General features: G+C 61.4%; 17 protein-coding genes. 7 read left to right on the top strand and 10 right to left on the bottom strand.

What is annotated here, in order from left to right; genetic code table 11:
- Nucleotides 1-16: 16 nt before the first annotated feature.
- From JYG32_RS10715 to JYG32_RS10740, 6 genes are all read right to left on the bottom strand, one after another.
- Nucleotides 17-1039 (bottom strand): hypothetical protein, encoded by a 1023-nt coding sequence (locus tag JYG32_RS10715; protein WP_213263538.1) that lies wholly within the window; start codon nt 1037-1039, stop codon nt 17-19.
- Between the two features lie 361 nt (nt 1040-1400).
- On the bottom strand, nt 1401-4460 hold the full coding sequence (locus JYG32_RS10720) for a glycosyltransferase family 2 protein (RefSeq protein WP_213263539.1): 3060 nt from the start codon (nt 4458-4460) through the stop codon (nt 1401-1403).
- A 313-nt stretch (nt 4461-4773) separates the two neighbouring features.
- The gene (locus tag JYG32_RS10725; protein WP_213263540.1) at nt 4774-5427 is read right to left on the bottom strand and encodes an ABC transporter ATP-binding protein; all 654 of its coding nucleotides are present in this window, start codon (nt 5425-5427) and stop codon (nt 4774-4776) included.
- A gap of 8 nt (nt 5428-5435) precedes the next feature.
- Nucleotides 5436-6230: an ABC transporter permease gene (locus JYG32_RS10730; RefSeq protein WP_213263541.1), complete on the bottom strand. Its 795-nt coding sequence runs from the start codon at nt 6228-6230 to the stop codon at nt 5436-5438.
- Nucleotides 6220-7326, bottom strand: coding sequence for a hypothetical protein (locus JYG32_RS10735; RefSeq protein WP_213263542.1), 1107 nt, complete (start codon nt 7324-7326; stop codon nt 6220-6222). Before JYG32_RS10735 ends, JYG32_RS10730 begins: the two co-directional genes overlap by 11 nt.
- Before the next feature lie 2 nt (nt 7327-7328).
- Nucleotides 7329-8513, bottom strand: a complete 1185-nt coding sequence (locus JYG32_RS10740; protein ID WP_174379864.1) for a polysaccharide biosynthesis/export family protein — start codon at nt 8511-8513, stop codon at nt 7329-7331.
- A 440-nt stretch (nt 8514-8953) separates the two neighbouring features.
- Between JYG32_RS10740 and JYG32_RS10745 the strand changes: the two genes are divergently transcribed.
- The 3 genes from JYG32_RS10745 (at nt 8954) to JYG32_RS10755 (ending at nt 13304) form a co-directional block, all read left to right on the top strand.
- Nucleotides 8954-10105, top strand: coding sequence for a glycosyltransferase family 4 protein (locus JYG32_RS10745; protein WP_213265418.1), 1152 nt, complete (start codon nt 8954-8956; stop codon nt 10103-10105).
- A gap of 27 nt (nt 10106-10132) precedes the next feature.
- Nucleotides 10133-12145, top strand: coding sequence for a capsular polysaccharide biosynthesis protein (locus JYG32_RS10750; protein WP_213263543.1), 2013 nt, complete (start codon nt 10133-10135; stop codon nt 12143-12145).
- 346 nt (nt 12146-12491) lie between these two features.
- The gene (locus JYG32_RS10755; protein WP_213263544.1) at nt 12492-13304 is read left to right on the top strand and encodes a mechanosensitive ion channel family protein; all 813 of its coding nucleotides are present in this window, start codon (nt 12492-12494) and stop codon (nt 13302-13304) included.
- Between the two features lie 81 nt (nt 13305-13385).
- Here JYG32_RS10755 and JYG32_RS10760 read toward each other — a convergent pair whose 3' ends face one another.
- A complete protein-coding gene (locus tag JYG32_RS10760) occupies nt 13386-14069 on the bottom strand; it encodes a DedA family protein (protein WP_213263545.1) in 684 nt (227 codons plus the stop codon).
- Nucleotides 14070-14242: 173 nt separating this feature from the next.
- Between JYG32_RS10760 and mutL the strand changes: the two genes are divergently transcribed.
- Both mutL and miaA read left to right on the top strand, forming a co-directional pair.
- On the top strand, nt 14243-16228 hold the full coding sequence (gene mutL, locus JYG32_RS10765) for a DNA mismatch repair endonuclease MutL (RefSeq protein WP_213263546.1): 1986 nt from the start codon (nt 14243-14245) through the stop codon (nt 16226-16228).
- Complete coding sequence (miaA, locus tag JYG32_RS10770) at nt 16225-17199, top strand: tRNA (adenosine(37)-N6)-dimethylallyltransferase MiaA (protein ID WP_213263547.1); 975 nt, start codon at nt 16225-16227, stop codon at nt 17197-17199. The genes mutL and miaA overlap by 4 nt, the downstream gene beginning before the upstream one ends.
- Nucleotides 17200-17220: 21 nt before the next feature.
- Here the strand turns inward: miaA and tetR are convergent, their stop codons facing one another.
- Complete coding sequence (gene tetR, locus JYG32_RS10775; protein ID WP_213263548.1) at nt 17221-17853, bottom strand: tetracycline resistance transcriptional repressor TetR; 633 nt, start codon at nt 17851-17853, stop codon at nt 17221-17223.
- Between the two features lie 62 nt (nt 17854-17915).
- Here tetR and tet point away from each other — a divergent pair, with 62 nt between their 5' ends.
- A complete protein-coding gene (gene tet, locus JYG32_RS10780; protein WP_213263549.1) occupies nt 17916-19109 on the top strand; it encodes a Tet(A)/Tet(B)/Tet(C) family tetracycline efflux MFS transporter in 1194 nt (397 codons plus the stop codon).
- Between the two features lie 34 nt (nt 19110-19143).
- On the opposite strand, the gene JYG32_RS10785 is transcribed toward tet, so the two are convergent.
- Together JYG32_RS10785 and purM are read right to left on the bottom strand one after the other, a co-directional pair.
- Entirely contained in the window at nt 19144-19539 is a 396-nt protein-coding gene (locus tag JYG32_RS10785) for a YybH family protein (protein ID WP_213263550.1), read from the bottom strand.
- 99 nt (nt 19540-19638) lie between these two features.
- Nucleotides 19639-20694, bottom strand: coding sequence for a phosphoribosylformylglycinamidine cyclo-ligase (gene purM / locus JYG32_RS10790; RefSeq protein WP_174379876.1), 1056 nt, complete (start codon nt 20692-20694; stop codon nt 19639-19641).
- A gap of 250 nt (nt 20695-20944) precedes the next feature.
- Here purM and hda point away from each other — a divergent pair, with 250 nt between their 5' ends.
- On the top strand, nt 20945-21679 hold the full coding sequence (gene hda, locus JYG32_RS10795; RefSeq protein ID WP_249744533.1) for a DnaA regulatory inactivator Hda: 735 nt from the start codon (nt 20945-20947) through the stop codon (nt 21677-21679).
- The last annotated feature ends 8 nt before the right edge of the window (nt 21680-21687 follow it).

Consider the following 21687-nt stretch of genomic DNA (forward strand, 5'->3'; position numbering starts at 1 on the left):
ACCAATATTTCCGCGGTCAACTCGCAACCCAACGAACAGCGACGTAGATTTTCGCTCCGCCGAGCGAACGTTCATGCTGATCGCGTCGCTCGATATCGCGCCTCGCCCCGGCCATCAACTGGCGCGTACTTCCGAATAAACCGAGCCGCATACCCTGCTGCCTGAACAGATCAAACCGGCGTTCCACGTGACTGTACCGACCCGCTGTCAAGCGCCGGCCGTATACGCTCGAGGTCCGGCCCAGGCTCGTCTCGCCGACGCACTGCGTAAGCGCATTGGACAGCATGCTCAGGTATCGTCCGACAATCTCGCACACTTTCCCGATGATGTACGGATCAGCAGACACATTGGGGCCTTTCGAGCGGCGATGTCGCCCTCCGAACAGCGGTAGCTGTCGGGCCACCGAATGCGTTGAAATACGAATCGGCACCGCCGCGGAATGCACGCTCCGGCGTGTTGCCGCATCCCGCTTCTCATGCGGAACCTTCGCCGGCAGTTCTGTCACGGCTGCCTCGCTGTCAACCGCCATCACGGCGGCCTTTGGCCAGCGGACCCGAGAATGACGCAGCGGACGCAAGCGGCTCGTTGACAACAATGGTTCCCGCTCCAGTTCCGAAACCACAACCTCGGCGCCCTTCCCGCGCCCTATCGCCCGCGGCGCCATGAGACGACCGTAGAGCAATACAAACTTGTCCGGGACGGAGCACGTGGCAAACGCCGATTCGTTCATTTTGGAGCGATCGCCTCCGACGCAGGCGCGGGCATTGTAGAAGGCATTCACCGGAAGAACCTGCCACGATGAAATGGCAAATGAGCTTTGCGGAAGCCCAAAGGGCACATAACGAGCCGTCGGCCGTTGCAATGTGACCCGCGCCAGGACACGCGAAAGCGACTGGATGAGAAATGCGCCGGAAAAGTGGCGTCCGGCTATCAGGCACCAAGAGCTCAAGGCGGTACGAAAAAATTCGTGGGAGAACCTAATGCTCGCCGTCCGACGGACCGAGGTGAAGATCCGATCGTAGATCGAGCCCCGTTTCATATCGTCAAGAATCCGCCTCGCCATCGCATGACACGACGCGAGGGTTTGGCCAAGGACGCTGCGCACTTGCTCCACCTGTTCCCCGGGCAAACCCGGCAATCGCGAGAAATCTGCTGCAGTCGGCTCATGGAGGCAATTCGTCACACGAGTGAAAAGCACAAGAAACGAGGCCCGCTTTCGAGCCGGAATGACCACAATGATCGTCGCTTCACCGTGTCACCCACAAGACCCGATGCTATTTCATTTGCACGCTGCCTATTGACTTACCGCTCAGCCCTTCCCCAAATTGAATTAAACGATATATCGGATGGACATTAATTTCGCGCACGAGGCACATACCTCGCGCACGAAATCATTCAAATCACACCTTTACAGCGTCGGCTTTTTCGAGAAGATTCCTCGAAACAAACCACAGTCCATCGACATATTTTTTCTTCGCTTCGATAATTCCAGCGCAATCAGATTGAGCCAGACCAAGTCGAGCGGCATCCGTCATGACAGCCTTTTCGACGTGTCGAATCGAATACAGATAGTCCTTTACAGAAGAAAACCTTACGATTCGGAAATTCTGGAACAAAGCTTCTGCTTCCTCCGTCCCTCTCTTGAACGACTCCGCGGGGTTACTCGTGTAGTCGTGGGAATGGAACACGACAGCACTCGGGCAGTACGCTCGGGAATATCCGGCATCAAGCAATCGTTTCGCGATCCCCTGATCTTCCGCAAACTCGACGCTCGGAAAGCGGTAGTGCCTCAACAAATCGCCCCGATAAGCAGCGTTGTTGTCACTATTAAAACAAAGTCCAGCCCTGAAGAATTGATCATTTTGGTATCGATCCCCCCAACGCCTTCTATCCGTCAAAATGCCAAACTGCATTCCAATGTTCCCGAAATGCTGGGAAAGATCATAATCGTAAATCGGATGATGCTGCGGATAAGCACGATGCGCTCCAAATGAGTACCCGCAGTCCGGCAACATTGCAAGCGGAGACACCAGTGATTCCAACCAATATTCCGTTGCCGGGAGCGCATCCTGGGTCAGATAAGCGTAATAATCTGCATAATGCAGCTCCGCGCCCAGATTGCGGGTGCCTCCATGCTGGAACTGCGCCACGTCGATCGCGTGAACCTTCGCCAAGCCAAGGCGCTCGATTTTTTCGATAATCGGAGATACCTCCCCGCCCTTTCGAGTATCGACAATTTGAATTTCGGTGTTGTAAGACGTCAACTGACCGTGTATCGCCTCAATTACCCCCTCAAAGTCCATATCCGGGTAATACGTAGGTATGACGACACCAACGTTCTTTTTCACAACAACAGCCGGACCACCACGATGATTCGGGTTCAATTTTTCATCGAGCCAGCCCGACAATTTCTCGAACTCACTTTCCCAAGAAATTGAACGCGCGAAGTCCGTGTACTCCCTTCGGAGTTCATCGAATTTCGATTGATCAAGATCTTTAGCCAGCGAGAGAATTTTCCCTACGATTGCCTCACTCGTAGGCGCTACGGATATCGCACCGTGAATATCGGTAGTTTTCTGCGTCGACTCGGATCTCGGCTGAATGACAATTGTTCCGGCCGCTGCCAACTCCACTGGCAATATCGAATAGTTAGTCGCCGAAGCTGCAAGACCAAATTTCGCTCGCTGAAACAGCTCTGCCATCTGTTGAACGCTCAGTATCCCTGCATTCGTGACGGCCGACGACACACGAGGCCCGGGCTCGTCGTCGCCAAAAATTACAACCTCCCCCATTCCCAACCTGGAGAGTCGATTTGCCACGTCGATCATCAAATCCGAGCAACGCCGATTCGTATGCCCGCGAACGTATATGACGGCCAAGATATCGCGCTCTTCCAGCTTCGGATCTTTTTTCTGGAAAACTGACTCTGCGCACAATTCAAAATGCGTATGATCCCCTTCCTGATCGGAAATCAACGATTCGAGCCAATTTCCCGCGCATACAAAGTCCAACCCCATCTTGAACGTGTATTCGGCGCGAAGCGCATCCGTTCCAGCCGGCAAGAAAAGACTTTCTCTATCCTGGAGAAAATACAGTCTGACGTTCGACTGAACGTTCTCGGCGACGCTATATACGGTTGTCCAAGCCGTGGCGATCAAGAATTCATTCTCGATCGACTTAAACCCGCTCTCCATCAAACGGAAGGAGACATTCGTACTCGGAAAATGACCGATATATTCCGAATACAGCGCATCGATTTGGGCGCTATTGGTAGCATCATCGACCCAAAACACCGACTTCCACCCCAAGCGCGCCAACGTCCTGGCACATCTGAAAATGGTCGTGTGCCCGCCGCCACCCTTCGAGAACAGAGGAATTACCCAGTTTAATGTTTTCTTGCCGGCAGATTTCGCGGATTTTTCATACTTGGCTTCCGCGTAATCAGTTTCGCCTTCGATCAGACGTAACTCTTTTTTGTCCTGAACTGGCTCGCTCAGTCCCAACCAATGCCGGACCCATTCGATCGCCGAGTGATAGTTCAGCCGTCTCGCCCCCGCGGAAACCTCTTGCGACGGGAAATGTCCCATCAACATACCAATTGAAAGAAAATGCTCAAACGCGGAATGTGGCCAACGCTCCAGGCTCGACGAATATTTTTCCTTGTAATAAGCTGGATCGAAAAATCTGGACGGTTGAGCATGTTCGGACTCTCCGAACAACACATAGTGCTCAAATGGATCGACCCCGGCGCCCTTCAGATCCGGCCTATTTTCGAAATAGAAATCAGAATCGAATTGAAAGAATTTTCGAGCAGCACCAATCTCTTCCGGGGAATAAATTTTCCGCGATTTTTCGAATGAGACATCTGCCCGGTAAAACTCCCGCTGCTCCGCATAACCGTGCGATACATAATGCAGCACCGGGTCGGTCAACGTGTGAGCGACGTCCGGGTTGCATTTCCAGTAACTAATTGCAGAAAATTCAGTGTTTGGAGCAAGCAAGTTAGCCCTGCCAATCTCCTGATAATGCTGAATAGGTTGCTGGTCGGCGCCCAGATGATAAACCTTGGCATACCAATCTGCATTGAACTCGACAAAAGCACTTACCTCGGAGAACCCTTGTTCTCTGTAGCGTCTCTGTTCCGCGATGCCATATTGCAAATAATGCAGCATCGCATGCCAGCGACTCCACGATTGAGGCAGATCGCGGTTCAGCATGATGTATTTCTGCCAATCAAAATCATTCGGAATGTTCGAAACATTCAGATTGAGCGACTCAGTCAGATCCGAGAACGACGGGTGCGTTTTTTTCCCAACGCTACGATGTCGAACCCCAAAAATATTGCGGACGTGTCTCGTGAGGTTATTACTGGCGCGCCAGTGATTGACAATCTCACCATCGCTCAGACCTTTGATTTCCGGATACCAATCACGATAAAATTCAAAATCCACTCGCTTCACGAATTTTACTCCCGCAATTTAATTATAAAAACCTGAGATAGCGACAGGGCACCTCTCTCGTTATTTTCGAGGCAGCCCGCCCTACGGTGTCGCACTCGTTCCAGTTTCCGTACGGAAAGGTCTCCCGCACTGAACGATCGATTACAAATCGAATGCAGCACTGCGATGTCAAATCGATACCTTCACAAATATCCAGGCTGCATCCATGAAATATCCAGCAAAATTCTGCACCTTATGTGACGCACTGCTCTCTCGCAAGAATCAGTGGGCACATTTTAGGCAGCCGCCTAAAGAGAACCACTCTGCCACGACATTAAAGCGATTCGTAAATTTGAATCGCCTCGTCAACCGTTCCACAAATTTTAAGCACACCATCATCAAGCACCGCAGCATGGCTGCAGTGATTCCGAATAAGATCGGTTTGGTGTGCAACGATAATCATCGCCCGATCACCACGCTTCTCGAACAACTCGACATTACACTTCTGATGAAAGCGATGATCGCCGACGGACATCCCTTCATCGATCAAGAAACAATCGAATTCGATCGACATCGAGATAGCAAAAGCCAGCCTCGAAGCCATACCTGAAGAATATGATTTGACTGGTTCATCGAGATACGCACCGAGTTCGGCAAAATCCTCGACCAGATCGAGTGCCTTTCGATAATCGACGTTATATACACGAGAGATCAGACGTACATTGTCCTTACCCGTCAGGCTGCCCTGGAACGTGCCGCCAAATGCCAGTGGCCATGATACGGACATCGTCTTGACGACCTCACCCGAATGCGGTTTGTCCGAGCCGCTGATAATACGAATCAACGTCGATTTCCCGGCACCATTGCGTCCAAGAATACCCCACCGCTCTCCCGCCCGCACACGCAGGTTGACACCTCTGAGCACTTCCCGGTGCGAACGCCCGTGATGGATCGAGTAACGTTTGGTGACATTGCGCAGTTCAATCATGTTCCACCTCAGTTCAGCTGCACACGCCGGATAGCGACATGGGCAATTGAAAGCGCAAAGAGGGTAAAAAACGTCAACACGGCTACGGTATAGTCAAGGTAAAACATCGTCGGCATACGATCCCCGTAATATCCGTAGTGAAAATACTCAACGGCATCAATCAAAGGAAAATATGTCATCAACTCACCTATTTTCGGAGGCAGAACATACGTAGGTATAAAGACCCCCGAAAACGGAATCATCAGATACAGAATGATGTGCGAAACCCTCTCTATCGCCTCACTCAATTCCGACAATGCCGCCATAGTTATGACAAAATTGAACGAAAACCAGACCACTAGAAAATACCCAATAATCATGCTAAGCAAATCAGCCGGAAATTGGCAAATACCAATTACGACCAATACTACGTACAGCACAAGGAACGAAGCAGCCGCTCCCGCGAACTCGAGAATGATTCGCGAATACAATATATCCATCGGCCGAATCGGCTTGTGATGCAACAATGCACGATTGAATTCGATGGCCTTCATCACCCGACCCGTAGTATTCCGCCAAAGAAGCAAGGTGGGATAACTAACAGCCAGATATTCAGCCACCGAATACCTGGTCGTCGTTTCGGTATGACTGAAAATAACCATCACCCCGACAACGAACATGGCCGGCTCGGCCATTATCCACAACACGCCGAGCCCCTCTCGGCCAAAGCGCGTGATCATCTCGCGCATCACCAGCGCCCAGATTACTCTGACCTGGATACGCAATTGATCCCAAAATGTCGGGGAACGGTGATCAGCGGTCATAGTGTTCTTTCACTCCACCGATAACGATGGTCAACACGCCCCACAAAACCAGGCCAAGAAGGAACGTCGCGAGAATCGCGCGCGCGCGGCGTGGGCTCATGGCATGGTCCGGCAAGCTGGGTTCGGAGATCCGCTCGAGGTAGAGCTGCTTTCGCTCAGCCTCGACACGAGCCTGATCCAGCAACGTTATAGCGCCAGCAAGTATCTTGTCGGCAACGTCCTTCTCCAACGTCAGGCGTTGAAATTCCGCGGCCTTGCTGGCCAACGAGGCTCCTGGAGCGCCGGCGACATGCTGGTTCACCTGATCGATCGCTTGTTGCAGCAACTTGGCGCGATCCCGCAAAGTCGGCAGTCCCGGATTGGCGGGAGACAGCCGCTCCATTTGGGCAATCTGCACACGGGTGGAAATCAAATCGTCCTGTAATTTTCCGACCTGCTGCAGCGGAATAGTGGACTGGCGTTCGGGGTCGATGACGCCTGCGCTATTCCGATAACGTGCCAACGCCAAAGTAGCGATACGGTCATTTTCCTTGGCCGCATCGACGTCGTGCTGAGCGGTATTAATCAAATCTGCCCGAGCTCGTGCGTTCATCTGATTGACGATCCGCTCACTTAGCTCCAGGAGGCGCTTGTTCATGCTCCAGGCGAGACGTGCGTCATATGCATTGGTGCTCAACGTCACAATCGGAGAATCGGTATCGACTTTTGCATCGACGATTTTCTTGCCATAGTAAAGATAAAACTCTTCCAAACTATCGCCCAAACCAAATATAGAAAATCGATTCACAAAATCAATCGACCCGCTTTGAAATTCAGATTTTATGTGCTGCTCACGATCCAAAACCAACATTGCATCGCGAGAGAGAATGTACTTCTGAACCGTGTATGCGCTTCCTTCCGGCTGAGAAAATCCCCCAACACCTTTCAGCAACCCACCCAGTCCGGTAACACTGGATTGCTGCGGGCTGCGAATCAAAAAACTACTGACGGAGGTGTACTCATCGCTCGCAACGATGCCAAAATAAATAATCGCAATACTGGTAGGTATAACAACCGTTATCAAAAACAAACGGTTAATTCGCTTCAGAAATTTCATAGTTATTTGAACGTCTGAACACCAGACACGATCGGGTAAGCTACGGAGAACACCAGGTTCAGCACTTTCTGCAGTTCTGCCACCGGCGCATTGGAGACGTAGAGGACGTCCTTGTTGTCCATCATGAAGCTCTGCGCCACGAAGAACGAATCCGGGTCTTTCAGATTGATGTGGTAGATGACGGGGACTTTGCCGTTTGCCGTCGTTCGCACGGGCTGGTTGGGCCACTTGAGCGCCTGCTGATCTTCCAGCCGGAAAATGAAAACGCCCTGCGCATCTGAACGCGAGTCTTGCAAGCCGCCCGCCCGCGCCAATGCCTGCGCCAGCGTAATGCCCTGCGCCTCGAAATTGATTTCCTCGTTCTTGCCCGTCGCGCCAAACGCAGTAAAGCTGTACGGCTGAAACAATGCCGTGACGACGTCACCCGCCTTGAGCGGCACGTTCTGGCGCGGATCGCGTATCACCGTCTCCAGGGGCTCCAACGCGACGGTTTCGCCACGCGTCACCTGGATCATGGTCTTGTTGATCGGCTGCTTCACGCCGCCGGCCGCGGCGAGTGCGTCGAGCACGCGCTCGCCGCGTGCGCTCAACTGCATGCGCGTGCTGCTCGACACGTCTCCCACCACCGTGACATACGAGGTTTCGTTACGCGCCAACTGCACTAAAACCTGCGGGTCATGCGCGATATTCTTGAGACGCGCCGCAATATATGCTTGCAATTGGCTTGGCGTACGACCCAACGCTTTTATGGCGCCGACGAACGGCACATGGATATTGCCGTTTCCGTCGATCACTTGCGTCGGCAGCTTGGTCAGCCGTGCGCCAGTCGGAACACTGCTGGGCGTCGGGGCATCACTCGTACCACCGCCAAACAGAGTTGCGGGCGGCGCTTCCCAGATCGACACCTCTACCACGTCACCCACGCCCAACTGTTGCTGAAACGCCGAGTTGTCGCCTAACGCTGCTGCAAAATCCGTACTTTTGCGGCCTGCATAGAGTTGCCGCGCGATCTGATCGGTTACATCGACGACCTGGATTCCTTGCGAACTGACCTGATTCGTGCCGGCACCACTGGCATTAATCTCGGAACGACTAGGCCCAGACGTGGGAATGGCCCCGCAGGCAGCCAACCCAATGGCGCCGCCGATGGCAGCAGCCAACCATACACTGCGATTTAAACTCTGCATTTAACAATCCAGTCATTCGAAGGCCGCCGGATTTTACCGCACAATGTAAGATGTACCGGAGAATTCACCGGCATGGAGCATCCGAAACGCCGATAGACACCTTTGAGGTTCCCTCGGTTTTTCGCCGTCCAGTAGCCCTGGCTTACGCGCAGTCGAATCCTTTCCCCGCTAAGGCGCAAGCCGGTCTGGCGCAAGCAGGGGGCGGGCTCAATCGTCCATTGTGGCCGCGCGCAAAGGCGCAAGCGGATCGGTAAATCTGACATCAAGCTTCAATTGTTGGGCACGCTCGGCACTTGCGCTGATCAATAGACGCGCACGCGCGAATTGTCCCGCCATGCGAGATGCCATAGAATTACCCGGCGGAATTGTTGCATGAGCGATCCGGCTTCGGCAAACAGAAACATTTTCCATTTCCGCACGCACAACCACATTGCACCCGCGTGACAAAAATACTTCTAGACGTCACTCGTCTTGCCACTCGCTTTTACGATGGCCTGATCCCCACCGGGGTAGACAGAGTTGGACTGGCCTACATCCGCCGGTATGGCGACCGCGCACGTGCAGTCCTGAGCGAACGCGGATTTTCCGCCGTTTTAACGGAAAAAGACTCGCAGAAAATGTTCTCGTTGCTGCTGTCGTCCAGCCGCGATCGATGGACGCTGCGCAGAATTATCGCTTCCGCGTTGCTAAATCGGCTTCGGCCGGCGCGATTCGATCGCGCAATTTTGTTGCATACGAGTCACAACGGAATGGAATTCACCCGTTACTATCACTCGATGGCGCAACGCAACGCCCGCTCGGTCTTCATGGTCCACGATCTCATTCCGCTGACTCACGCGGAGTACTGCCGCCCGGGCGTGGACGCATCGCATCGAATCCGCATCCATACCGCGCTACGGCATGCGAGCGGCTTGATCAGCAATTCACAGGCGACCTACGACGAACTGGCGAACGAAGCACGGCAAGCCTCGCTGCCGCTCCCGCCGGTCGTCGTCGCTCCGCTCGCACCGGCAGTGGAGCCTCATCCGCCGAGCCCGGCTCCGATCGAGGCCCCCTATTTCGTGATGCTCAGTACGATCGAGCCGCGCAAGAACCACTGGTTCATCCTGCACGTCTGGCGGCGCCTGGTCGAACAGATGGGGGAAGCCGCCCCCAAGCTCGTCGTCATCGGCCGGCGTGGCTGGGAATGCGAGAACGTCGTCGACATGCTGGAGCGCTGCGCGACGATTCGCGGTGCGGTCATCGAAGAATCGGATTGTAGCGACGAGCGGCTGCATGCATGGTTGCAGCATGCGCGAGCGCTCGTCTTCCCGTCGTTCGCCGAAGGCTACGGCATGCCGCTCGTCGAGGCGTTGATGCTGGGCGTGCCGGTGCTCGCCAGCGACTTGCCGGTCTTTCATGAGATCGCATCGGACATTCCCGATTATCTCGACCCGCTCGACGGACCGGGATGGCTCGCGAGGATTCGCGCGTACGCTCGATCGGACAGCACCGAACGAGCGAATCAGATCGCGCGGATCGAACGCTTTCGAGCGCCGACGTGGGCCGAGCACTTTGAACGCATCGACGGCTTTCTCGAATCGCTCCGGTAAATGACTCCGGCACCCACTGAGCCCTCGATGACGCCCGAAATCCGATCGTTCGACCCGAGCGCAACCGCACGCGGCAAGCGCATGGTCGGCTGGCTGACCGGAAAGTCGCCGTTCGTCTGGATCGATTCATGGCTCGGCGTCGCGCTTGCCCGAACGTCTGCGTCGATCGGACGTACCGTGTACCCCGTCTGCCCCGGCCCCGTCTTCGTCCGGCACGCAACGCACGCTCCGCCTCTTTCGTGGTTCTGCATCCCGTCGGATCTGGTTGCGCGCGGCGGGCTTGTCGCGGCACTCGAACGCATGCTCCAGGGCACGCACATCACCGACGCGGACGAGCGATGCCGCGATCTGATTCACCGCATGCTCGACTGCGACGCGTTGCACGTTCGGCACCGGGTAGCCGAATTGCCCGATGCATGGCACATGCCCGGTGGTGCCAAGCGCATTGTGCTGATCGACGAACGCGAAACGTCGCACACCGACATCTGCACGCCAGCAAGACACCGCCACCGGAACTTTGCTGCGATGGCGGATGCGGCGCGCATCGCGCACCCCGATGCCGACCTGTGGATCTTGCGCTCCGCCGATGCGGGTGCTGGCGATTGGCTTTCGACTCGGGTGCCACTGCCCAAGGCTGCTCGAGTCCTCGACGTCGCGCATTCCCTTCGGGACGTACTTCGGCGTGCCGACGCCGTATGTGTCGTGGGCGCGTCTGAAGGGATGGCGGCACTTCTGGCCGGCGTCCCGGTTCACGTGTTCGGCACGCCCTATTACGCAGGCTGGGGATTGACGCAGGATCGCATCGCCATGCCGGAGCGCCGTGCGCGCCCATCCGTTTTCGCATTGTTCGATGCCGCGTTCCTGCAGCTCGCGCGCTACCTCGACCCGACACGCGGCACACAAGGCACGCTCGACACCGCGCTCGACTGCATCGAACTGCAGCACGCCGTTGCCGCCCGCTACAGCGACCTCGGTCGGGTGGCCGGCATACGCTTTCAATGGTGGAAGCGACCATACGCCACGCCGTATCTATCGGCCGGAGGCGGGACGTTACGATGGATAGCGGATCCGCGCGACACACACGCAGACGAACACGCGGCGATATGGGGTGGACGTTCAGCCGAAGGTCTGCCGGACGGCGCAGCACGCCTACGGATCGAAGACGGCTTCATCCATTCGACGGGACTCGGTTCCGACATGTCGCCGCCATGCAGCCAGGTGATCGACCGCCGCGGCCTGTATTTCGACGCGAGTCGCCCGAGCGACCTGACCGTCATTCTCAACCAGACCACGTTCGGCGAATCGGAGTTGCGACGCGCGGCAGCGCTAAGGCAGGAGATCGTGCGGCTCGGGCTCACGAAATACAATCTCGGCCGCCAGGCGCCGACCTGGAGCATCCCGCAAGGCAGGCGCATCGTGCTCGTCGCGGGCCAGGTTGCGGACGATGCGTCGATCCGCCTGGGAACAGGCGCGATAGCCACATCGGAAGCGTTGCTGCGGGAAGTGCGCGCTCGGCGGCCGCACGCATTCATCATTTACAAACCGCATCCGGACGTGCTGTCCGGCAATCGCGCCGGGCTCGTCGATGCAGAACACCTCGCGGATATCGTCGACGCGAACGCGGATCTCATTTCGCTGATCGATGTGACGGACGAATTGCATACGCTCTCGTCACTCGCCGGCTTCGACGCGTTGATGCGCGGGAAGGAAGTCCATACCTATGGCCTGCCCTTCTATGCCGGCTGGGGACTGACGCACGATGCGCTGGAGCAGCCGTGGCGCGAGCGCCGACTATCGCTCGACATGCTGACTGCAGGTGTGCTGCTGCGTTACGCCATCTATTGGGACTGGCAGCTCTCGCTGTTCACGACACCGGAGGCAATCGCCCGGCAACTCGCGCCGAATGCGGCTCGGCCACTCGAAAAAATACGCGGAAACCGCGCCCGCCCGCTCGTCAAGGCAATACGCTGGAGTCGCAACGCGATACGTTATGCCGCATGGCAAGGTCGGCAATACGTTCGCGACCGAGCGATGCGCTGAAGGTGATCGGCACATTCGCCGCCCGAAGATCGATCAAAAATCGTTTTCCGGGTCCGTCCGGTACACTCGGCCCGAACTGGTCCAAGTGCAATCAGGTGCAGGGATCGTCCGCGTCGAAGACACCTACGGCCGCGCAGCGTCTCAATCACTGCAATTTTCGGTTCGCGCGCCTCGCCTGGCCGCGATCCGACGTCCGCCGACGGGCAGTACGCACGCGCGTCCTGCCCGTTTTTCATTACGTTAAGCAACGTAAGGCAGGTTGCCCGGTCCGCACAGGTCAGGTTATAAAAGCGCCACCAGTCCCGGTGCATGCGCCGCCCTTTTTACTCTTGACTTCGGAGAACGCATGATCGATCTCGCCACCGCCCAGCAATTCCTGATGACCCGCGGCCTCGACTTCGGCCTCAACCTCCTCGCAGCGATCGTATTGTGGTTCGTCGGCCGCTGGGCGATCCACATTGCGACCCGCCTGCTCGGCAAGGTCGTGCGCCGCAGCGGCAAGGTCGACCCGACGCTCACCGACTACCTGACCTCCGTCGTCGGCGTGCTGCTGACGGTCCTGCTGATCCTCGCAATCCTGCAGATCTTCGGCGTGCAGACGACCTCGTTCGCCGCACTGCTCGCCGGCCTCGGCCTCGCGATCGGCACGGCCTGGGGCGGCCTGCTCGCGCATTTCGCCGCCGGCGTGTTCATGCAGGTTCTGCGCCCGTTCAAGATCGGCGACGTGATCAACGCGGGCGGCGTCACGGGCACGGTGAAGGAGCTCGGACTGTTCGGCACGACGATCATCACGCCCGACAACATCGTGACGATCGTCGGCAACAACAAGATCTTCTCGGACAACATCGCCAACTACAGCGCGACGTCGCACCGCCGCGTCGACCTGACCGCGAAGATCGCGAACGGCGTCGACGCGGTCGACGCGATCAACCGCCTGAAAACGTCGATCCAGCAGATCCCGAACGTGTTGACCAACCCGGCGCCGGACGTCGGCGTGCTGCAGTTCACGCCGGAAGGCCCGCTGCTGTTCGTGCGCCCGTCCACGGCACCCGAGAACTACTGGCAGGTGTACTGCGACACGAACCGCGCGATCCTCGACACGTTCCGCGACGCGCAATACCCGACGCCCGAAACGCCGGTCTCGCATCGCAACGCGTAACGGCGGCACCGGACGAAAAAAAAGCGTGGCAATTCAAATTGCCACGCTTTTTTATTGCACCGAGAAGGAAGGGAAACGCGCTCAGCGCCCCCCCGTCTTCTGCGCATTATCCGACTGCCGCCCGCGCACGAGCTTCCACACCGCACCAAGCGCGACCGGCACGATCGCCGCGCCGATCCCGACCAGCACGATCACGTTCAGGTACTGGCGGATGAACGGGATGTTGCCGAAGAAATAGCCGAGCAGCACGAGCAGCAGCACCCACACCAGCGCGCCGATCACGTTGAAGAGCTGGAAGCGCGCGACGCTCATCGACGACGCGCCCGCGACGAACGGCGCGAACGTACGCACGACCGGGATGAAGCGCGCGAGCACGATCGTCTTGCCGCCGTGCTTGTCGTAGAACGAGTGGGTCTTCTGCAGCGCGGCACGATCGAGGAAGCGCTCGAGCACCGGGATACGGGTATTGAACACCTTCGGCCCGACCCAGCGGCCGATCAGGTAGTTCACGGTGTTGCCGGAGATCGCCGCGACGAGCAGCAGCACGATCAGCGCGCCGACGTTCATTTCGCCCGTCGCCGCGAACGCGCCGCCGATGAACAGCAGCGAATCGCCGGGCAGGAACGGGAACACGACGAGCCCCGTCTCGCAGAACACGATCAGGAACAGGACGAGATAGACCCATGCGCCGTACTGCCGGATGAAATCGCCGAGGAATGCGTCGATATGCAGGACGAGATTGACGAAATGAAGCAGCGTATCCAAATGCGATTCCTCGAAGGCGAAGGGGCCGGAACGGCCGGAAATAGCGAAAGTGCCCGCCCGGCAAGGCGGCGCGCGGAACGGACCCATGATACCGAAACTACCTTAAGGCTCCGTGAAAAAACGTAACCGCCGGTCGCCCCGGCACGCATCCGCCGCCTCGCTATAATTCGGCCATGTCCGATATCACCGAAACGGCCGCGGGCGCCGCGCCCGCCCCCGCTCCGCGCCCGCTGCGCGCGATCCAGCCCCTGCCCGACCAGCTGATCAGCCAGATCGCCGCGGGCGAGGTCGTCGAACGCCCGGCGTCGGTCGTCAAGGAACTGCTCGAGAACGCGATGGACGCCGGCGCGACGACGCTGCGCATCGTGCTGGAAGAAGGCGGCGTCAAGCGCATCTCGATCACCGACGACGGCTGCGGGATTCCGCCCGACGAGCTGGCGCTCGCGCTGATGCGCCATGCCACCAGCAAGATCCGCTCGCTCGAGGAGCTCGAGGCGGTCGCGACGCTCGGGTTCCGCGGCGAAGCGCTCGCGTCGATCGCGTCGGTCGCCGAGATGTCGATCACGAGCCGGACGGCCGACGCCGCGCATGCGATGAAGATCGATGCGCAGACAGGCGTGCTGTCGCCCGCCGCCGGCTCGACCGGCACGACGATCGAGGTGCGCGAGCTGTACTTCAACACGCCAGCGCGGCGCAAGTTCCTGAAGAGCGAGCAGACCGAGTTCGGCCACTGCCTGGAAATGATCCGCCGCGCGGCGCTCGCACGGCCGGACGTCGCGATCTCGGTGCTGCACAACGGCAAGGCCGTCGAGCACTGGAATGCGACCGAGCCCGCGCAGCGCGTCGCGAAGATCCTCGGCGACAGCTTCGCGACCGCGCACCTGCCGCTCGACGAACAGGCCGGCCCGCTCGCCGTCTACGGTTGCGCAGGCCTGCCTACCGCAAGCCGCGGGCGCGCCGACCAGCAGTACTTCTTCGTCAACGGCCGCTTCGTGCGCGACAAGCTGCTGACGCACGCGGTGCGTGCGGCCTACGAGGACGTGCTGCACGGCGACCGCTACCCGTCGTACGTGCTGTTCCTCGACCTGCCGCCCGAAGCCGTCGACGTGAACGTGCATCCGTCGAAGATCGAGGTGCGCTTCCGCGATTCGCGCTCGATCCACCAGTACGTGTTCCACGCGGTCCAGCGCGCGCTCGCGCGCCACGCGGGCGCGTCGCCGGAAACCACGGCGGGCGGTCATGCCGCGCATATCGAACCCGCGCCGCGCGGGCCCGCATCGTTCCTGGACACGCCGCTCGGCCAGAGCCACGGCCTGGCCACCGGCGGCAGCGGCTTCTCGTCGCCGTCGTCGTCATCGTCGGCAGGCAACACCTGGATGCGCCAGGCGCGGATGACGCAGGGCACGCTGCCCGTCGCGCAGCCGCTCGCGCTCTATGACGCGCTGTTCGGCCGCAAGGACACCGGCGCGGGCACGCCGGACGGCGCGACGAGCCTCGCCCGCGATTCGGCCGACACGCCGGGCGCGCCGCTGCCTGGCTTCACCGCATCGCCGATCGCCGCCACCGCGCACGACGAGCAGCCGCTCGGCTTCGCGCTCGGCCAGATCCACGGCATCTACGTGCTCGCGCAGAACGCGCACGGGCTCGTGATCGTCGACATGCACGCGGCACACGAGCGGATCCTGTACGAACAGTTCAAGAACGCGCTCGCCGACCGCTCGGTCGCCGTGCAGGCGCTGCTGCTGCCGGTGTCGATGACGGCCACGCCGGTCGAGATCGGCACGGTCGAGGAGGAACGCGACACGCTCGAATCGCTCGGCTTCGATCTCGCGGTGCTGTCGCCGACGACGCTCGCGATCCGCGCGGTGCCGGCGCTGCTGAAGGATGCCGACCTGCAGTCGCTCGCGCGCGCGGTGCTCGCCGACCTGCACGCGTTCGGCGGCTCGCGCGTGCTCACCGAGCGTCAGCACGAACTGCTCGGCACGCTCGCGTGCCACCACGCGGTGCGCGCGAACCGGCGCCTGACGCTCGACGAGATGAACGCGCTGCTGCGCCAGATGGAGGCGACCGAACGCGCGGACCAGTGCAATCACGGCCGGCCGACCTGGTATCAGCTCACGCTGAACGATCTCGACCGCCTGTTCATGCGCGGCCAATGAGCGCGGCACCGCCCTCCAACCCGACGACGATCGCCTGCCTGCTCGGCCCCACGGCCTCGGGCAAGACGGCCGCGGCGCTGGCGCTCGCCGCGCGCCGCCCGATCGAGATCGTCAGCGTCGATTCGGCGCTCGTCTACCGCGACATGGATATCGGCACCGCAAAGCCGTCGCGCGACGAACGCGCGAGCGTGCCGCATCACCTGATCGACATCATCGACCCGGCCGACGCGTATTCGGCCGCGGAATTCCGCGCGGACACGCTGCGCCTGATCGGCGAAATCGCCGCGCGCGGCCGCACGCCGCTGCTCGCGGGCGGCACGATGCTGTACTACAAGGCGCTGACGCAGGGGCTCAACGACCTACCGGGCGCCGACCCGGATGTGCGCGCGAAGCTCGACGCCGACGCCGCGCGCGACGGCTGGCCCGCGCTGCACGCGCGGCTCGCGCAGGTCGATCCCGACACGGCCGCGCGGCTCGCGCCGAACGATTCGCAGCGGATCCAGCGTGCGCTCGAAATCTTCATGCTGAGCGGGCAGCCGATGTCGGCGCTGCTTGCCGCGCCGCGGCGCGCGGACGATGCGGCAGCCGCGTACCGCTTCGTGCCGGTCGCGCTCGAACCGTCGGATCGCGCGGTACTGCACACCCGGATCGCGCAGCGCTTCGACGCGATGCTCGACGCGGGCTTCATCGACGAAGTCGAACGGCTGCGCCGTCGCGACGATCTCCATCCCGACCTGCCGTCGATGCGCTGCGTCGGCTACCGGCAGGCGTGGGAATTCCTCGACGGCGACACCGACTACCGGACGATGCGCGACAAGGGCATCTTCGCGACGCGCCAGCTCTGCAAGCGCCAGCTCACGTGGCTGCGCGCGATGCCGGAGCGGATCGTCGTCGACTGCATCGCGCCGGACGCGACAGCCCGCGCGCTCGACGCGCTCGAACGCGTGCTCGACGGCCGCACGCAGGGCTGACCGGAGCGCCGGCGGCCCGCGTCAGCCGCGCTGGCGCGCTGCCAGGCGCGCACGAGCGCCGTCGACGATCAGCGCGATGCCGCGCTCGAACGCTTCGTCGCCGCCGCGTTCGCGCAGCGCGGCCCAGCCCTTCGCGAGCAGCGGATACTCGGCCGCGTCCGGCAGCGGCGCATCGGCTTCGCCGTCCGGCCCCGCCTGCTCTTCCAGCACCCATCCGACCACGAAGCGACCGATCGCATACATCACGTCGACGGCTTCGTCCGGCGCGAAGCCCGCTTCGCCGAGCAGCGCGACCTTGCGTTCGATCGAACCGAAATGCAGCGCGCGCGGCCGCGTCCCGGCATGCAGGCGTGCGCCGTCGCGATAGGCCAGCAGCGCGCGGCGGAAACTGCGCGCGTTGTCGGCAAGCCACGCATCCCACGCTTCGCCCGGCCGCGGCAGCGACGCGTCGTGGCGCTCGAGCATGATCGCTTCGGCCATCGCGTCGAGCAGCTCGGCCTTGTTCCGGAAATGCCAGTAAAGCGTCGGCGACTGTACGCCGAGCCGCTCGGCGAGCCGCCGTGTCGACAACCCGTCGATACCGACCTCGTCGAGCAGTTCGAGTGCCGCGCGCAATACCGTATCGCGCGTCAGCCGCGTTCCTGTGTCCTTCATCTCTATCACCGATAGGGGAACCATGGAATAATCGCCACTCTATCATCGATAGAGTCGCCCTCTTGAATCCGTCCCTGATTGCCATCCTGGCCACGGTCCTGCTCGACGCGATCGGCGTCGGGATCGTGATGCCGATCCTGCCCGGTCTGCTGCGCTCGCTTGCCGGCGCAGGCAGCACCGACACGCCCTACGGCGTCCTGCTCGCGCTGTACGCGTTCGCGCAGTTCCTGTGCGCGCCGCTGCTCGGCGCGCTGAGCGACCGTTTCGGCCGCCGGCCCGTGCTGCTCGCGTCGCTCGCGGGCGCCGCGCTCGACTACCTGTTGATGGCGCTTGCGCCGACGCTCGCGTGGCTTTACGCGGGGCGGCTGATCTCGGGTATCACGGGTGCCAACGTTGCGGTCGCGACCGCGTACGTCACCGACGTCACGGCCGAACCCGACCGCGCACGGCGCTTCGGCCAGCTCGGCGCGATGATGGGCATCGGCTTCATCGCGGGGCCGCTGATCGGCGGGCTGCTCGGCGCGCTGCACCTGCGCGCGCCGTTCGTCGCGGCCGCGCTGCTCAATGCACTGAATCTCGCGCTCGTGTGGCGCGTGCTGCCGGAATCGCGGCCGCGTGCGGCCCGCGAAGGCCGCGCGGTCGCCGCGCTCAATCCGTTCGCGAACCTGCGCCGGCTGAGCGGCGCGCCCGCGGTCGTGCCGCTGATCGGCATCTACGTGATCGTCGCGCTGGTATCGCAGGCGCCCGCGACGCTGTGGATCCTGTACGGCCAGGAGCATTTCGGCTGGTCGACGCCGATCGCGGGGCTGTCGCTCGCGGGCTACGGCGCGTGCCATGCGCTCGCGCAGGCGTTCGCGATCGGGCCGCTGATCGCTCGGCTCGGCGAGCGCCGCGCGCTCGCGCTGGGGCTCGCGGGCGACGCGCTCGGGCTCGCGGTAATCGCGTTCGCGACGGCCGCGTGGGTGCCGTTCGCGCTGCTGCCGCTGTTCGCGGCGGGCGGCATGACGCTGCCGGCGCTACAGGCGATGCTCGCGCGGCAAGTCGACGATGCGCGCCAGGGCGAACTGCAGGGTACGCTCGCGAGCGTGGCCAGCCTGATCGGCGTGGCGGGCCCGCTGGTCGTCACCGCGACCTATGCGGCGACGCGCGCGACGTGGCCGGGGCTCGTCTGGGCCGCGGCCGCTCTGCTCTATCTGTTCGTGCCGCCGTTGCTGGCCGGCGCGCAACCGGCGGGCGCGCCGCGGCCGTCCGCTTGAGCGACGGCGGGCGCCGACACGCACATCGCCGCGCTCAGTGCGCGAGCGTCAAGAGATTCGCATCGCGCACGAGCTGCCAGCGGCCGTCGGCCTTGCGGAAGATCGTCAGCGTATGACCCGAGCGGCGGATCGTTTCGCCACCCGGCGGCGTCGCGTCAATCTCGAGGAAATTGCGCATGTACGCCCAGTCGCCGATCACGCGCAGCTCGTCGATCCGGTAGCGGCCGTCGACCTTCGGTGCGTGCTCCGCCCCCGCGTTCGCTTCACGCGACGCGGCCGCGAACGCCGCCTTGTCGAACGGCGGCTTGCCGGCCACCATGAAGATCGCGTCGTCGGCGATCAGGTCGAGCACGGTCGCCAGATCGCCGCGCCGGCTCGACACGAACCAGTTGTCCACGAGTTCGCGGATCGCGCGTTCGTCTTCGGTCATCGTCGTTCCTCCTTCATCGGCGCCGCGCGGCGCCCGAAAAAAAACCGCCCGGATCGACTCCGGGCGGCTTTCCTTGCTGCATCTGCTGCTGGCGGTACGTCAGACCACGACCGTCTGCGCCTCGCCTTCGCGGGTCGCACGCACGGTGCCGATCTTCCACACCTGTTCGCCGGCGGCGCTCAGGTCGGCGATCGCTGCGTCGGCATCGGCCGCCGCGACGATCACGGCCATGCCGATCCCGCAGTTGAACACGCGGTGCATTTCAGCGTCGGCGACGCCGCCGTGCTCCTGCAGCCACTTGAACAGCGGCGGCAGCGGCCACGCGTTCTGGTCGAGTTCGGCGGTGAGGCCTTCGCGCAGCACGCGCGGAATGTTCTCGACGAGGCCGCCGCCCGTGATGTGCGCCATGCCCTTCACCGGCAGCTTCTGCATCAGCGCGAGCAACGGCTTCACGTAGATGCGCGTGGGTGCCATCAGCGCGTCGGCGAGCGAACGTCCGTGGAAATCGGCCGACAGGTCGGGGTTCGCGCGCTCGATGATCTTGCGCACGAGCGAGAAGCCGTTCGAGTGGATGCCGCTCGATGCGAGGCCCAGCACCACGTCGCCTTCGGCGATCGTGCTGCCGTCGATGATCTTGCTCTTCTCGACCGCGCCGACAGCGAAGCCGGCCAGGTCGTATTCGCCGTCCGGGTACATGCCCGGCATTTCGGCCGTTTCGCCGCCGATCAGCGCGCAGCCCGACAGTTCGCAACCTTGCGCGATGCCCTTGACGACCGTCGCGGCCGTGTCGACGTCGAGCTTGCCGCACGCGAAGTAGTCGAGGAAGAACAGCGGCTCGGCTCCCTGCACGAGGATGTCGTTCACGCTCATCGCGACCAGATCCTGGCCGACGGTGTCGTGTTTGTTCAGATGAAACGCCAGCTTGAGCTTGGTACCCACGCCGTCGGTGCCCGACACGAGCACGGGCTCGCGGTATTTCTTCGGCACTTCGAACAGCGCGCCGAACCCGCCGATGCCGCCGAGCACGCCGTCGCGCAGGGTTTTCTTCGCAAAAGGCTTGATCTTGTCGATGAGCGCGTCGCCCGCGTCGATGTCGACACCTGCGTCGCGATAGGACAGACCCTGAGCGTCGGGAGCGGATTTCGGAGGATTCATGGGGGAATGCGAGAAGGTCGGTAAAATGCGATTTTACCCGAAGCCGGCCCGTTGGCCGGAATTCCCAGCACCGAATCGTCAGGGATTGCATCTTGGTCAACACGTCCCCGTTTTCATCGCCCAGCGAACCGCGCCGAAACCGGCGCGGCGCCGTGCGTACGGTCGCGCGTGCAGCCCACGGAGTTGCAGCCCCCGGCGCGTGCCCGGCGTACGGCACGCGTATTTTCAACCGACCCGCATTGTGACTGTTGTGTCCCGTCAACTGACGCTCGATCTCGGCACGCCGCCGCCCGCCACGTTCGACAACTTCATCATGAGCGACGAGAACGACGAGCTCATCACGCGGCTGCAGAAGCTCGACCTCGCGCTCGCGGCGGGCCCCGTGCCGGACCGTTCGTTCTACATCTGGGGCGAACCCGGCAGCGGCCGCACCCACCTGCTGCAGGCGCTCGTGAGCGACGCGTCGTACGGCTATGCGCGCTATCTGACGCCGCAGAGCCCGCTCGGCGCGTTCACGTTCGACCCGCGCATCGGCATCTACGCGATCGACGACTGCGACCGGATGACCGACACGCAGCAGGTCGCGCTGTTCAACCTGTTCAACGAAGTGCGCGCGCATCCGTCGAGCGCGTTCGTCGCGGCGGGCCCCGCGGCGCCGCTCGCACTCGACGTGCGCGAGGATCTCCGCACGCGCCTCGGCTGGGGGCTCGTGTTCCACCTGTCGCCGCCGTCCGACGCCGGCAAGATCGCCGTGCTCAAGCTCGCGGCGAAGGAGCGCGGGATCGCGCTCACCGACGACATCGCCGCCTACCTGCTGACCCATTTCCGCCGCGACATGCCGAGCCTGATGGCGCTGCTCGACGCGCTCGACCGCTTCTCGCTCGAGCAGAAACGCGCCGTCACGCTGCCGCTGCTGCGCCGGATGCTCGCGCGTCCCGGCGACGACATCACACCACCGGGCGCGGGCCCGAACCGCTTCGAGTAAAATGCCCC

The organism is Burkholderia pyrrocinia, from assembly GCF_018417535.1.
In the GTDB taxonomy this organism is placed as follows: Bacteria; Pseudomonadota; Gammaproteobacteria; order Burkholderiales; family Burkholderiaceae; genus Burkholderia; species Burkholderia pyrrocinia_E.